This window comes from Marinobacter sp. DY40_1A1 (assembly GCF_016597815.1).
In the GTDB taxonomy this organism is placed as follows: Bacteria; Pseudomonadota; Gammaproteobacteria; order Pseudomonadales; family Oleiphilaceae; genus Marinobacter; species Marinobacter xiaoshiensis.
Window position 1 is genome coordinate 331055 of the sequence record NZ_VCHA01000005.1, and the last position, 14525, is coordinate 345579.

17 protein-coding genes are annotated in these 14525 nt (G+C 50.3%); 7 read left to right on the plus strand and 10 right to left on the minus strand.

Features of this window, described 5'->3' with window-relative positions; translation table 11 throughout:
• Nucleotide 1 precedes the first annotated feature (1 nt).
• Entirely contained in the window at nt 2-1237 is a 1236-nt protein-coding gene (locus FFI61_RS14420; protein ID WP_200371295.1) for an aromatic amino acid transporter, read from the plus strand.
• Nucleotides 1238-1554: 317 nt separating this feature from the next.
• Here the strand turns inward: FFI61_RS14420 and FFI61_RS14425 are convergent, their stop codons facing one another.
• The 8 genes from FFI61_RS14425 to FFI61_RS14460 all read right to left on the minus strand — a co-directional run bounded on the left by FFI61_RS14425 (nt 1555) and on the right by FFI61_RS14460 (nt 7507).
• Nucleotides 1555-1851, minus strand: coding sequence for a hypothetical protein (locus FFI61_RS14425; RefSeq protein ID WP_200371296.1), 297 nt, complete (start codon nt 1849-1851; stop codon nt 1555-1557).
• 10 nt (nt 1852-1861) lie between these two features.
• Nucleotides 1862-2452: a hypothetical protein gene (locus FFI61_RS14430; protein ID WP_200371297.1), complete on the minus strand. Its 591-nt coding sequence runs from the start codon at nt 2450-2452 to the stop codon at nt 1862-1864.
• Nucleotides 2453-3392: 940 nt separating this feature from the next.
• Nucleotides 3393-3881 carry a hypothetical protein gene (locus FFI61_RS14435; protein WP_200371298.1) on the minus strand — a complete coding sequence of 163 codons (489 nt, stop codon included), beginning with the start codon at nt 3879-3881 and terminating at the stop codon, nt 3393-3395.
• 246 nt (nt 3882-4127) lie between these two features.
• Nucleotides 4128-5162 (minus strand): patatin-like phospholipase family protein, encoded by a 1035-nt coding sequence (locus FFI61_RS14440; RefSeq protein WP_200371299.1) that lies wholly within the window; start codon nt 5160-5162, stop codon nt 4128-4130.
• A 134-nt stretch (nt 5163-5296) separates the two neighbouring features.
• Nucleotides 5297-5437, minus strand: coding sequence for a hypothetical protein (locus FFI61_RS14445; RefSeq protein ID WP_200371300.1), 141 nt, complete (start codon nt 5435-5437; stop codon nt 5297-5299).
• 315 nt (nt 5438-5752) lie between these two features.
• On the minus strand, nt 5753-6502 hold the full coding sequence (locus FFI61_RS14450; RefSeq protein ID WP_200371301.1) for a CLCA_X family protein: 750 nt from the start codon (nt 6500-6502) through the stop codon (nt 5753-5755).
• Entirely contained in the window at nt 6499-6942 is a 444-nt protein-coding gene (umuD, locus tag FFI61_RS14455; RefSeq protein ID WP_200371303.1) for a translesion error-prone DNA polymerase V autoproteolytic subunit, read from the minus strand. Before umuD ends, FFI61_RS14450 begins: the two co-directional genes overlap by 4 nt.
• A 139-nt stretch (nt 6943-7081) precedes the next feature.
• The gene (locus tag FFI61_RS14460) at nt 7082-7507 is read right to left on the minus strand and encodes a hypothetical protein (RefSeq protein ID WP_200371305.1); all 426 of its coding nucleotides are present in this window, start codon (nt 7505-7507) and stop codon (nt 7082-7084) included.
• Nucleotides 7508-7703: 196 nt separating this feature from the next.
• On the opposite strand from FFI61_RS14460, the gene FFI61_RS14465 reads away from it, so the two are divergent.
• Complete coding sequence (locus FFI61_RS14465; RefSeq protein WP_200371307.1) at nt 7704-9815, plus strand: AAA family ATPase; 2112 nt, start codon at nt 7704-7706, stop codon at nt 9813-9815.
• A 10-nt stretch (nt 9816-9825) separates the two neighbouring features.
• On the plus strand, nt 9826-10431 hold the full coding sequence (locus tag FFI61_RS14470; protein WP_200371309.1) for an opioid growth factor receptor-related protein: 606 nt from the start codon (nt 9826-9828) through the stop codon (nt 10429-10431).
• Between the two features lie 240 nt (nt 10432-10671).
• Here FFI61_RS14470 and FFI61_RS14475 read toward each other — a convergent pair whose 3' ends face one another.
• Nucleotides 10672-11889, minus strand: a complete 1218-nt coding sequence (locus FFI61_RS14475; protein WP_200371310.1) for a DUF4236 domain-containing protein — start codon at nt 11887-11889, stop codon at nt 10672-10674.
• Between the two features lie 45 nt (nt 11890-11934).
• Complete coding sequence (locus FFI61_RS14480; protein ID WP_200371311.1) at nt 11935-12180, minus strand: hypothetical protein; 246 nt, start codon at nt 12178-12180, stop codon at nt 11935-11937.
• Nucleotides 12181-12284: 104 nt separating this feature from the next.
• Between FFI61_RS14480 and FFI61_RS14485 the strand changes: the two genes are divergently transcribed.
• From FFI61_RS14485 to FFI61_RS14500, 4 genes are read left to right on the plus strand one after another with little or no spacing between them, the layout of a single operon-like run.
• Entirely contained in the window at nt 12285-12542 is a 258-nt protein-coding gene (locus FFI61_RS14485; protein ID WP_200371312.1) for a hypothetical protein, read from the plus strand.
• A complete protein-coding gene (locus FFI61_RS14490; protein WP_200371313.1) occupies nt 12539-12925 on the plus strand; it encodes a hypothetical protein in 387 nt (128 codons plus the stop codon). The genes FFI61_RS14485 and FFI61_RS14490 overlap by 4 nt, the downstream gene beginning before the upstream one ends.
• Nucleotides 12925-13548 carry a hypothetical protein gene (locus FFI61_RS14495; protein WP_200371314.1) on the plus strand — a complete coding sequence of 208 codons (624 nt, stop codon included), beginning with the start codon at nt 12925-12927 and terminating at the stop codon, nt 13546-13548. The genes FFI61_RS14490 and FFI61_RS14495 overlap by 1 nt, the downstream gene beginning before the upstream one ends.
• A gap of 45 nt (nt 13549-13593) precedes the next feature.
• Nucleotides 13594-14511, plus strand: a complete 918-nt coding sequence (locus tag FFI61_RS14500; RefSeq protein WP_200371315.1) for a metallophosphoesterase — start codon at nt 13594-13596, stop codon at nt 14509-14511.
• Nucleotides 14512-14525 lie beyond the last annotated feature (14 nt).

Sequence of the window (14525 nt, forward strand, 5' to 3'; positions counted from 1 at the left end):
ATTGACCGAGCGCGCAGAATCCAGAGCCAGGCCTTCCCTGATTGGCGGGGCGAGTATTATTGCCAGTGTTTGCGTCGGTGCCGGTATGTTGGGCTTGCCCAGTTCCGGTGCAGGTGCCTGGACGACCTGGTCCAGCCTGGCACTGGTGCTTACCATGGTGGTGATGACACTGTCCGGCTGGATGCTGCTGGAAGCCTTCAAGCACTTCGGTTTGCGGGCTTCGTTCAATACCGTTACCAAATCTCTGCTCGGCTCCCGGGTGAACGCATTCAGTAATCTGACGGTGTACTTTGTTGGCGGCATTCTCCTGTATGCCTACATCACGTCGTCTGGCCTGATCCTGCAGAGCATGACCGGGGTCGACAGTAAGCTGGCTTCGGTTATTTTTGTCCTGTTGTCCTCTTTGGTAGTATGGCACTCAACCCGCGCAGTGGACCGACTTTCGGTGGTGCTCATCACTTTCATGCTGGTGAGTTTTGTACTCGGCGTCTCTGGGCTAGCGGTCAGAATTGACCTGGCTATTCTGTTTGATACCGCAAATGCCGACGGCCAATATGCGCCCTATGCGATGGCGATGTTGCCAGTGGCGCTGACATCTTTCGGCTATCATCATTCGGTGGCATCAATGCGCGCCTATTATGGCGAGGAAAGTAAGGCCCAGAAAGCCATTCTGGGCGGTACACTGGTGGCTTTGATGTTCTACCTGGTGTGGCTGTTCAGCATATTTGGCAATCTGCCGAGAGCGGACTTCGGCCCGGTGGTCGACCAGGGCGGTGACGTGGATGTCCTGCTCGCCGCCCTTGGTTTTGCCATCAATTCCGAGCGGGTGGCGACCACCATCAGCGCTTTCTCAACGGCTGCCATTCTGTCGTCTTTTGTCGGCGTTGGCTTGGGCACCTTTGATTACATGGCCGACCTGCTGGGCTTCGATAATGATCGCAAAGGGCGCTCCAAAACCTGGGCAATTACGTTTATTCCGCCATTACTGCTGTCGTTGTTTTTTCCGTTTGGCTTCGTTCTTGCCATTGGCTATGCCGGTGCGGCTGCGGCGGTCTGGGCCTGTATTGTTCCGGCGCTGCTGGCCCGAAAGTCCCGAACACTGAAGGGTGGGCGTCGTGGCTTCATGGCCCCGGGTGGCCAGTTGGGCATTGCCCTGGTCCTGATTTTTGGCGGGCTGACCATCCTTTTCCATTTCATGGGGCTGGCGGGTTGGTTGCCGGAACCTGTGTTGCTCTGAGTTGCCACGCCCGAAAAGAGAGGCTCGATCCTCTCCTGATCGTCCGCTTTGCGACCAAGGCTGCTCACAGGTGTCAGGTTTTAAACAAAAGCGAGCATTGGCGAGCCATCTGTAAAGGTGCAAGTTTCCATTGGAACGCGAACCTTTTTATCATGCCAAGATGGTCTTTTTAGGGCAGGGTGGATAGTGCTCCAAAGAGCACAATTTAACGTCGGCGGCAATAGGCAGGGCGTAGCGGTAAGATGCTTGTGCGATATAGGCACGAAACGAACACCGCGAAAGATCGTCCTTCTTGATCGGCCTTGATACGGACACATTTACACGACAATATTAAGAGCCTCTTTTACGAGACTGATCGCTGAGTTCAGGTAGCCGACTCTTTGAGAGTGCTCTATTGTTGAGTTATTAGCATTTTTAATATTACTATCCATATCGTGGACGCTAGGCAGATTAACAGCTTGCATTTTCTCGGCTATTGAAGATACAGACATGCCCATTACCTCTATCTCCAATTGACGAATATCACTTAGAGAGAATGTTTTTTCAGGCTCATCCATATTTTCAGCGGCTGATTTCATGCTGTTAATTTTTTCGATTAGTTCATTTTTTGTCATTTCTAACCCCTCACTGCATACCACTAATTAGAGATTGTAGGTCTTGACTTCCCTGCTTTATTTTTGGTATCAGATTGTTAGCCTTGGTTACAAGGTCATTTACAGAGGGATATTTCAGCATATCAGATACGACCTTTTCACCGGCTTTTTCAGACTGTACATACGCATCAATAGCTAAGTGTACTTCTTTCATTTTCCTTAAGTATTGAGTAAGCTCATCTGACTTATTTCTAACCTTGTCTAGATCCTTATCTAGGTTCGATCTAGACTTTTCAGCAACTTTAACGGTTTCCTCTACTTCGCTGAGCATTTTTAGAGCTGCCTCTTTTTTTTTCTTATCAGTTAATGTCGGGATTATATTAACCGCGAGATTTTCCATGCTTGCTTTGCTCTCACGTTCCCTATTTTCTATTCCTAACTTAGCATTTTTTACTATTACTTCTGTAGCCATTATCAGTGCCTCAGACTGAGCCGATACGGCCTCAATTGCTGAATCAAAATACTCCATTTGCTGTAAGGATAGTTGCTTTACTTCTGGTGGCGTAGCGCAACCACTTACCACCAAAATGACCATGAATACCAATGAATTTAAGTTTTTCATAACTCCTCCGTTATGTCACATTGAGCGTATGAGATCACAGCTCAGCTGGTTTTATCCAGTTGAACGCCAACCACTAGCGAATGGTAAGGGGCAATTCGATAGGGCTGATCTGACCTGCACCCAACTTTTTAATCCATTCTGATCTTAGTAATATTCAGTAGCATCCAATAAAACATTTTAACTAGCAATAATTGATCCAATGATCTATATAATTGATTTATTTGTAATAAATTTAATGAGGATCACTTCGACGTAAAAAAAAATCGACGTCCGTCTACTTATCCTGATCCTTCAACGTGCTCAGAAAATAATTTGAAACGCTGTTTTCGATACAAAACTCTGTAGAGCAGATCGCTCAAGGTCAATTCGGTATTTGAAAGTAAAACGGAACCACCAATCAAATCACCTCAATTGGCCAAGGCGAACATTGGAAAGCGGATTTTTTTTGCGCTGAGATGAGCTAGTAGAAAAGACTGGGGAGTCAGCGAAAGACGAGGATTCTCGATTCAACACCCGCACTCAGGTGCGTTTGAGGCGGTGCGTGCGCTTGGGACAAGGATGCGCAACGGGTCAAACGTCGCCTGCAACGTGTTGTTAGACCCCACTGGCCCCAAACAGCCGAAACGATACCGGCAAACTGAAAGTTACGTCTCCCGAATGCGAGGACGAAAAATATCCAGCGCTCAAAATATCGATATCGTCTGATGAAACCCCTTTGGAGGGGGAAAAGCTTTCATTTCTAATAACAGCCATTGCCCAAGCAAATTGAATATTAGTGCCAGCTACGGCGACACGGTGTGGAATATCGATACACTCAGTATACGCAACGCCGTTTACTACGCGGCAAATTGCCAGCTGATCTGCGCTACAAACGGCCCGTCCACCAGGAGGTTGCGGACATTCACATGAATTTTTTCCAGACGCCATCGTCCTTCCCTCCTTATTTTGTATGATTTTTCTTGGCCTTTAACACGTAACCACCAAAGGATGAGCGCGTAACCTGAAACGGTGGTACCTCACCACCCGAAAGACCGCGAACCATCTCCATCGCCTCTTCAGTCGTATCTGCTGTAATCTGCTGCGACCTAACATGCGCTTCTAATACTTCATCACTAAACCCTTCATATTCAACGGACTTGTGATTATTTGCAGCTAGCATCTCGATAACGAACTTGAATGTTGCCCCATTTTTTGGCACAGAAATTGACACGCCGGTGCCATCACCTGACATAGACGGTCTCCATAGCGTCAGGGCATAGAATGTGATTGCCCCAACAATCAGCATAAACAAAACAATTATTGGTCCAACCCAGCCCGCCGTCACCTGCGGAAAGGAGAATCCGAACGACTTAAACAATAAATAGAAGACTCCCAGCGCCACGCCAGGAACTCCCAAACTTACCAGTACCTTTAATATCCGATATTCCACAAATTCCGCCTCCCTATTTATCGGGACTAATTATCGGGTCTAACGTCGCCGCTCACTCACTCGTTCCGCTGGAGCGCCGGCTGGATCAGCCATGTTAGGCATATAATCCTAGAACTCTTTCTGCGATCTTTAGTACAGCCTCACCCAACTCTTCATATTTTACTCGAGTGAACCTGACAAGTTAGGTGCTTCCGGAGTTTGCTTCACATATGGCAACCCGGAACTCGATTTTTGCTTCTTAGAATATCATGCCTTTGATTCTGGATGATTTACTGCCAGATCGTTCTCAACATCTGACCACCATTCAAGATAACGCTTTGCTGCCTGCTTACCGGATTTTACAAGCGACTGCTTTAGTTCTTCACTCAAATTGAAGTCTGTGGTTCCAACTCCCAAGGTGTCGATATAAACAGTTCTTTGCCAGTCATCGCTGTGAAGATGTTGGCTATCTTGGACTGCGAGCACGGTCTTGATCAGTTGCATCGTGTAGTCCAGAAAGTGTTCTATTTCTTCACTCTTTGGAGTCTGGCCGTCTCGAAAAACGCCAATTTCTGTCGCGGAATCGAGCCGGAAGCCGAGCGTCTCTTTGTTATAAACGTATGGGCTGCTTTTGGGGGAAACCTGGCTCAGTTTTTTATTTTCCTTTGCATAGTAGCCAGGAATCCTTTTTAAACTACCATTCTCAAGGTACTTTTGTCGGTCAAAGATCTTTACCGGGTAATTGTTGATCGCGCCGCCATCAACAAAAACATCTTTTCGGTCGTCTCGCACTACGCGAAAGAAGAGGGGGATCGACATTGAACGTCTTACAGCATCGACCACTCGCATTCTTGGCGTATGCTCTGGCGAGTAGACTTCACCGAACATGGTAGAGAGGTTTGATGAGTAGACGTAAAGTTCTTTGTCGGTGTGTTCGTGTAGAGCTTTGAAAGTGACATTGGCTGAGCCGGTCTTCTGTTTTAGCAAGTCACCGATCCAGTCCCGGAAATAATCTCCCTTATACCAGCCGTACTCATCTTTGAGTCGTCTCATGTCCCTGAGAGCGAACCAACTATCATCTTTAAAGTCGTTAAAATCCAGCCGCTTCAGAACCTTCAACATTTCTGCATTGCTGTAGCCAGCCGCGAACAATACCGCGTTGATTGAACCTGCGGATGTTCCGCCTACACGACTGATGTTCTTGAGAATCGACTCACTCTCAAGAACCTGCATAGCACCAACGTAGGCAATGCCCTTTACACCACCACCTTCAAAAACTAGATTTCTGAATGGATACGACATTTTGCACTCCTCCCTTGAGCTTCGAAAACGCCGATACAACTGAGCTACTTCTCCTATATCAATTTGCTTAACATCACCGGCCCAAATTAATATAAGCACAAAATGATCAGAGCGGCCACTCGATCACCTCGGTTTCACAGGTCAACGCGGTAGATTGAAGTGACTTCCATCAAATATGGGGCTTGCCGTCCCAGATCAAACCTTTCAACGAATCCGTTGGCGTCGACTTTTTGTACCAGGTCTTTGCTGTATGCCCCGGCGAGAGATGAATGCATGTTTACTCGCGTCACCGGCGTCATACTCTCTCGGGTCAGGAGTCGAATGTCTCGAGCCCCTACTCGGCCAAATGCATACCTGCCAGCCCTCGCTTGACGTGTTTTAGTTCGATGCAGGTCACTCAAACCACTGTTCTTCACGACTCGCACGCTCCGCTTCATTTCGGTACGTTCCGTGTCTTACGGGCCTTAAGCGGACAGCATTTTCTCCGCTTCGCTACGCAAAGGTCGCCTCCGCCGAATTTTGGCGTTATCCCTCAACCTGAATGTCCGCTTTGCGACCGCAGGGAACACCTTTCAACTCTCGTGCTGTATTCATCCAGCTTTCGCCTGTTCCCGATACAAGGCCGCACCAAGCGAAGCAAAATAGTCTTGGAATGTTTCGTTGATACGCCGGCGATGCTCGCCCTTTGGGTAAAGGCCTGCATCAGCTTCGTCAGAATAAACGGTACCGCGCACCAGGAACGAGTTGTTGGGTGTGCTGTCTTCGATAAAAGCCTCAAACGCTCGAGCGCAAAGCTCTTCTGGTTTTGCGTAATACAGCACCTTTAGTCGCTTGTCAGCTTCCTTGGATGCCTGAAACAGGGGGCTGGGCGCTGTTCCGTCTTCAGTCAGCAAGATGGTTTGAAAACAGGCACTGAGCAGGTTGTTTAGAGGGTGCTCTTTCGGCTTGGCACTACCGAGCCAGCCGCTGGAGGCAAAGCCAAACTTTCCTAAACTCCGGAAGGCTCTGTTCCCCATGTAATGATCAAACGCATGAAACCACTCGTGAGCCAGGCTGCCGGCGCCGGCGTTCTTTGCGAGTGCCAGTTGCCGGGTTGCAGGAATATAGTGGGCAGATACTCCAGGCCGACCACCAATGCCGTACTGCATTCCGAGAGACCCACGAAGGGAGATGAGGTTCTCTGGCCCCTGCAGAATGGTCATCAGATCACAGAGAGCCTGGTAAAACCGATCAGCGGCTCGATCCCGCTCTGCTGGAGTCACCCAGCGGCCGACCTCTATGCTTCGGAAATCGAACCGGCGTCGTACCGTAACAAAGGAGATGGGATGAGACGTCGTCATGAGTTTCCCCCACGCTTGAGTGATCGAACCACATTGGTGACAACACCAAACACCTCCATCACCATATCGCCCTCAATGGTAATGGGTGTGTAAGCCGAATTTCTTGGAAGCAACAGAACCGGAGGCGGGGTGAGGTGAAGTTGTTTCACTGTCATTTCAGACTCCAAGCTGGCGATGATAATGTCGCCGTGCGCGGCTCGTAGTGAGCGATCAACCACCAGTACATCGCCTGGGTAGATGCCAGCGTCAACCATGGACTCACCTTGTACCCGCACGAAAAAGGTTGCGGCCGGATGCTGAATACACAGCTCGTTCAGATCCAGGGTTTTCTCAACGTAATCCTCGGCAGGGGATGGAAAACCCGCCGATACACGTTCCAAAAAGAACGGGATGCCAAGTTGAGAGAGCGACTTATGGTCGCCAAGAAGTGTGACGGGCATATTACACCTGAATACTGTTTATATGTACAGTATTCTGGTGTGGTTTCTCCGTTGGGTCAATTCCGGCAACCAAAAATCCCGTAAATTTGTGGGCAGAGGTGGCACCGCAATGCAGTGCCCCTTTCAACTACAGCAGGGCTTATGTGCTCCTGGTTCGGAGAAACAAAACACAGGGGAGGGCAATAGCGATCAGTACACAGACAATTGGAACCGCATCGGACTGGAAGGTTGGCAGCACAATCTCTACGGCAAAATAGCAAACCAGTAGCGCGCTCAGATGCAGAGTGACGAACAGCAAAAAGTCGCGAGGACTGGGCTGAGTGTGTTCAGACCACATGGTCGAGAGGTGAATCCCACTCATCACCAACGCAGCGTCTAAGGGGAGCACAAACATTAGCCCAGATTGTCCACTGACACTTGCGATGACCTCCGGGCTGATCAAGTTCAACGGTGAGTAAGCAGCTATCAGTGTTCCGATGCTCATCAGGAACACCGCAATTGAGGCAGAGTTCAGATATGCCTGAAGGTTGCTTATGGCCTGTTGGTAGCGATTATGCTCTTCCATTACGAATCCTCTTTTTTATGCTCTCTTATTCTTGGGCGCGATGATTTTTTGGTTATTTGAGGCATCGCCCTAGCAGCATATCGTAGTTCTTGATTCCTCCTAATCTGTCCCTTTTTAAGGGGAAAATATGCCTCCTGCGACGAACCCTGTCGCTTTCGCTCTGTAATATGGCCATTCAAGATATGGAGGCTCGCCTATGTTGCAGTGGAGCGAACTTATCGATGAAGCCCGTGAAATGGATCAAGACACGACGGCATCCAAAGATGACCTGACCCTTCTTCAGATCTATCTCTGCAGGCTTTATCTCACTCCAGGGTATGAGCACACGCTTAGTCTGTTTAACACCGAAGAAAGCCTGGCGTTTCTGGGCATTGAAGCACCAGAGCATTCGGATTCACTACGCACCCGTGAGTGCCTGAGTATCATAAGAAAACGAGAGAAAGTGCTTGTCGCCTCTCTAAAAGGCAAGCCGAAGTTGTCTTTCGAGCCGCTCCTGAACAGCCTGGTGAACCTGCTAAAGCCCGACATGGTCGAAACCAAGTTGCTGATCTACGCCATGCTTCTGCTCAAACATCCTCAGGCTCAGCCAGTGCTGCGTGAACTTGAAATCAACGAGATCAACAACTCGGTGAATGCACTGGCGAGGGCGATGCGTGAGTCTCCCCGTACAGTTGCGCGGGCGCTCGATGAAGATTCCATGCTCTGCCAGATCCGCCTGCTGGAGGCACCCAATCGTGGAAGCGATATCTGGGACCTTGTAGAAGCAGGCCCTTTGCTTGGGCAACTCGTGTTGGCCACCTCCGATAACCATAACGGCCAGAGTGAACGTGACATCGAGCAGATGTTATTCAGATATGTATGCCCTCGAGGACCAGAAGCACAGCATCGAATCGGGGAGTTCAAGGGGGTGCCAGAGTTACAGCTGATGCTGGACTATCTCCAGAGTGCGCTCTTCAACAAAGCCAGAGGCAAAAATATCCTGCTTTACGGTAAGCCCGGTACCGGCAAAACACAGCTGGCGCGTGCTATGGCCGAACAACTTGGGGCTCCACTCTACGAAGTGCCCACCAAAAGTGAGCGGTCCGGTGCTATGACCGGTCGCATCCGCCTGGACGCTGCGAAAATGGCCCAGATGTTTCTGGAAGACCGCTTGGGTGCCATTTTGTTATTTGATGAAATGGAAGACGCGTTCCGAAAATCGGGCGATCTCGCAAAGGGCTGGTTCAACCAGCTGCTGGAAGAAAATCAGGCACCGGTCATCTGGATCAGCAATAACATTCGCGAAGTCGATCCTGCCTTCCTCCGCCGTTTCGATTTTATTTTTGAGGTTCAGGGTTCCGGCTCTGATCGACAAACAGAGATGCTGAAGAATGAACTGTCTGCGCTACCCGTGGCCCCCGACTGGATTACCGGTGCGGCCAAACAGCCGTGGATGACGCTCGCCTTGGCCAAAAATCTGACAGAAGTGGCGCAGCACCTTCCACCAAAGCAGTTGGTTCGAAACCAGCAACGGCTCGAAGCGCTGATTGCGCAGCGACTGTCCGCCATGGGTGAGAATAAGCCGATCAATGTTTTAAGAAAGCGCACAGTGCCGGACTTTCCCGCGTTCAGAACGGAGTGGATCAATACCCGGCCAACTCTGAGGAACGTTGAGCGAATTGCCCGCAGGGAAGGTACTGCCCGCATCTGCCTTTATGGGCCGCCGGGTGCCGGTAAAACTGCCTACGCCCAGGAATTGGCCAAGCGCCTTAAAAAGCCCTTCCTTTTACAATCCGGTGGTGACTTGCTGGGTAAGTATGTCGGTGAGACAGAAAAGAACATCGCAGCCATGTTCGACAAGGCAGAAAAGACCGGTGCGGTGCTTCTGCTAGATGAAGCAGATACCTTCCTCTACAACCGTGGTATGGCGCAACGCAGTTGGGAGGTGAGTGCAATCAATGAGTTCATGGTTCGACTGGAGCGGTTCGAAGGTGTTTTTCTGGCGACCACCAACCGCTTTGAAAGCTTCGACAAAGCCATCCTGCGTCGCTTCCAGCTGAAAGTGGAGTTTGGTTGCCTGAGTTCCGGTCAGATTAGAGCCATCATAACGGCTTGTGTAGTGGACACAGGCAAGGCAAAAGCTCTGACAAACGACCAGCTCAACCACCTTGATCACCTGACACCGGGCCTTATTCGAGCTGCTGTTCAGAACCTCCATTTGCGAGGATTCAGGGCGAGGACGGAAAGGCTGCTTGAAGCCTTGAAAGAGGAGCAGCGCCTGCAGACTGAAGGCGTTGTTAGCCAGCCGATTGGCTTCGTACAGCAATAAGGACGCACCTATGACTAAGCAACTCCAGCCCTGGAAGGTTGGCTGTGCCCATGCAGGGCATATCAGAGCTTCGGTCAGATTCCGCCTGCTCAGCCTGGGAAGCGCAAGCCCGAACCATAGCAGCCCGTTAATCCAGTTCATCCGGGGAGAGGGCAAAGACCACCGGGGACGAACCTTGGATGAGGTGCTGGCAATGGACGATTTCTGGTTGGAGCATACCCACGATTATGTACAGTGGCTGTTCCCGCTCCCGGAGCCAAGTCGGGCGAACCCAATGGCGCCAGTTTTGACGATGGCCGATATAGAACGCTTTCGCAAAGACAGTGCACTGCGAGAGCAACACCGTGAAGCTTTGGACCGAATGTTGAGGTTCTTCGGGCTAATCCGCCGGCGTGGTTTAGTTGAACCACTGCATGCGTTGAACCCAAAAGAGCACATATGGCTCAAAGCCGGTGGCCATAATCATCTGCGGATAACGCGCATTATCCGCAGTTTTCATTATTGCCAGCAGCCAGTGCTGGCCAGGCGCCTTCAGTCAGCGTTTATCAGCATTGGACAAAGCCAGGGCTATGTGGGTGAGCAAACAATTGGATATTGGTTGAGAGCCACAGACTAAGGGGTTATTGGCACCGGATTTCAACAATTACGACAGAGAATGGCTTTTGGTTGTTTAATGGTCCGACGAGGTAGGAGTTGTCGGAATCGGGTTCTTGCCAGACAGCTTTAACTGAGCAAATCGTGTTATTGGTGATTTTATTCTGGCCGATGAGGCTGCCCGCTACGATTTGATCGAGCCGTTCAGACCATTCGGCAAACGTGCGATGGAAGTTACGTTTGCTGATAAAAACAAGGTAGCTCACCAAGGCTCAATAGCTCTGAAAATCCCGGTTTTGGTCATGTCACGTTTAAGCTCAAAAGCTGCCAGTGCCTTCACCGGATCTATCGCTTCAAGATTGCCAGAGTGAATCTGGCTCCAGGCCGCGCGATTTACCTTAACGCTATAAAGATACTTGTCCTCAACCCCGCCGGTTGCGGCATTGGGCACTTGAGTAAAGGCCGAGAGAATCACCTGCTTAACCGATGGCGCAGAGGCAAAGCATTCGCCTATCAACCGAATACCCATGCCGTGCACATGGGCCATATATAGCTTGCGTGAGGCGGTATCCGAAAGTTCGCTTACCGATACGCCCACGCCTCGCTTGTAGGTGCGTAGCTCCGTGGTTGGAAAATCTTCAATCTCGGGTAAATCCACATCCAGCATCAGTGTTTGGCCATCAGCGGATAGCTCAAACGAAAGCTCGGTTTCCAGCGGCCAGTCTATATCCTGCAGATGATCGTCCAGCACAGATTCCATAGCAGTAACATCTCCAAGCTTGGCGCTTCTGTAGAGGCTTTGACGTTCAGATTCAGCCCTCTCGAAGGCTAGCTTTTCACTCTCCCACTGCTCACGCCGTTGCCGGTATTGAGCCTGCTTGCGCTCATTGGATTCACCAAAAGCTCTGCGCCGGGCAGGGCACAGGTAGGCCAGCCAGTCCAGTTTTCTTAATTGTGGTGGGGTGGGATTGGCAATCTCAAACGGCTCTGAAATAAATGAGGGAAACCTATGAGGCGGCGGTGTGTCCAGATGAACAGTGCTGATCGTCGCCATCATCCGGCTATGATTATCCACATACCGCTGCAGTGCTCTCTCCAAGTCTTCCCGGCCATAGGTTTTGGCAACCTCCAGCGCCTCGTCGCCCAGATCATTACCCTCAGCATCGATAATGCTGATGTCGCCGGTTTTTGCGTTTAGCTGTACACCTGCAATTTTCTCTGCGAAAGGCGGCAACGCAGATTCCTGGCGTTTACCCCGGGTGCGTCGGCTTTTGCCTCTTCCGGTTTTTCCACCAGATGTAGAGAGTTTCTCTCGATAAGACAAACCCGTGCCGGGAATGCCCGCGTTGCCGTAAAGGCCATTTCGTCCCATGGTGACATTGGCGCCCCGGACACCTGCGGAAACGCTTACTCCACGTTTGCCAAGGTTGAGGCGAACGCCGGGGAAGATTGAGACGGTTCTGCGGAAACGAAAAGCCATATACGATCTTGCCTGCCAGTTAACTCAGGAATGGATAAGATGCTGCTATGCAGTGATATTCCAAACAACATTCGCCAGTTCCTCAACATATCGAAAGCGCCCGCGTAATGGCGGGCAGACCCGCACTACATCATCCACTACACCTTCGTTGTTCTGACTTTGCCAGCTCAATGGTCTCTGTGAATGCCAACTTTGAACGATCAACTGAATGGGATAATTCAGAAACGGGGCCAGGTCGAAAACGATAGGGTTTTCTGAGGAGGATGCTGCGTTCAATACAGACTCAGTCATGATTTTGCCCTGTAGTTGTTTGGTATTTGAGAGTTTATAAAATCGTGACGACATAAACTGTCGCAGCGCGCTTGCATAATGATCCTATCAAACAGGAGGATCTTATGAACGGAAATCTCACTCCAAAGCAAATCTCAAGGGCGCTATTCGAAGCCGACCCCATGAACACCAGTTGCCGGGAGAACGATTGTCTCGATGAGTACGACTATGTAGCCCAAGCGGTGGCCGACCGGCTAATAGAAGGATGGAGTCTCGATCGGGCACTGGTCACGGAAGTCTCGGAATGGTTTTTCAACGGCGAGCAATTTGATGTCAGCAGGCTGACACTCGCTTTTAAACTGATCAGGGAGGAATGGCCGTGATTTTCACATTCAAAGTGGATGGTTTGATCTACGAACTAGCAGCCAGTCGCAGTAATTCCATTTATCTGGCCATCATTGGCGGCGCGTCGCCAACCTATCAGCCGGAATACGATCCCTTTGACTGGAATTACACACCCTATATAACGGCAGATGTGGGTTCCACTCGCTACCCGATCACGGTGTTGCGCATGGTGCTCCGAAGAGTCATTCAGTGGATTGGAGAGACACGCCCACCGCTGTTCAGCTTTTCTGCCGAGACGGATAAACGCAGAAAGATCTACCGCAGGGTGGCTCAACATCTGGTCAAACGATTTCCCTACCAGTTTGCAGAAGAGGGTTCCGCTTTTTACTTCTATCGCATAAAAATGCCCCAGGAGGTGTAATGATAAAGAACTTCAAAACTGACCTGGTAATCCGCGTAGCCGCAATTCCACATGAAGAAATTCTAAATGCCATGGGATATAACCGAGCCACCTCCGCCAACCTGGAGCGCCTGCAAAACGTATTGGACGATGAAGAATTCGGCCTGAACGATGGTGGCTTCGATTTCAAATATAGCAGCGAAGGTTTCCTGCGGGCTTTATGTACCGTTACAGGCATGGATATGGCGTTGGCAGACCAACGCATTACCCGCTTGAAAAAGCGGCTCGGTGAAGAAAAAGCTGCCTTCAAACCCTACCTTTGGGTAGATACAGGCTTCAAACGTAAAAACCAGCCCCTGTTTGCGCTTTCGGTGTGCGAGCACCAACGCTATGTGCATTTTAAAAAAGGTTTCTGGCGCTTGACGCTCGACAAGCAGCTAGGCCTTGCACAGTGTATGGTTCGGGAGCATGTCTACGAAACCGGCGGAACCCTTGGAATCTGGGGTGATATCAAGCAGTATTGGTTCTATTACAAAAAGAACGCAGCCTATTTGTTAGCCCGCAACGGTGAATTAACAGGGAAATGTGAGGGATCAGAACCCAGCAAGGCCACGGGAAACAAGGCCTTTAATCTGATCACTTAGGCAACACGCACAGCCTCGCATTTGCGGATTAAGGAAGCAGTATCCATGTATGACCTGATTGGCGATATTCACGGGCACGCAAGTGAACTCAAAGCTCTGCTAACCAAAATGGACTATCGGGAGACCGATGGCGTTTGGCAGCATCCTGAACGCAAAGTGATTTTTCTTGGGGATTTTGTAGATCGTGGCCCCGAACAGGTTGAAGCCGTTCAGATTGCCCAGGGTATGGTTGATAGCGGAAATGCCTTGGCGGTCATGGGTAACCACGAGTTCAATGCCGTCGCCTGGGCGACGCCAGACCCACAAAACCCCGATGAGTATCTTCGCCCCCACACCGATAAAAACTTCAAGCAGCATAGAGCTTTCTTGGCGCAGGTAGGTGAGGGCAGTGAGCTTCACCACAGCATGCTTGATTGGTTTAAAACGCTACCGCTGTATTTAGATCTGCCGGAGTTTCGGGTGGTGCATGCTTGCTGGCATCCGACGTATCTGGAAATTGCCGATAAATACACGAATGCCCGGAACCGTTTGTTACCAGAGGCCTGGGAAACCAGTGCCCGGGAAGGTAGTGAGGCCTACGAGGCCATCGAAACCTTGCTAAAAGGGTTGGAGATACCCCTGAAGAATGGCCACTACTTTCTGGACCAAAGTGGCCATAAGCGCACCGATATACGAACCAAGTGGTGGAAGACAGAAAGCCTAACCTACCGGGATTTGGCGATGGTACCTGGCTCAGAAATTGAGAAGATCCCCCATGACCCTGTTGAGGCTCATATTCTTCCTGGCTATGACGGAGAAAAGCCGGTGTTTGTTGGGCATTACTGGATGATGGGGGAGCCAGAGCCTTTGAGTGAGCATGTTGCTTGCTTGGATTACAGTGTGGCTGGGGGGCGTGGAAAGCTTTGTGCATACCGGTTTGATGGGGAGAAAGTCCTTACCAATAGTGGGTTTGTTTGGGTTTAAAGAGGGGTACGATA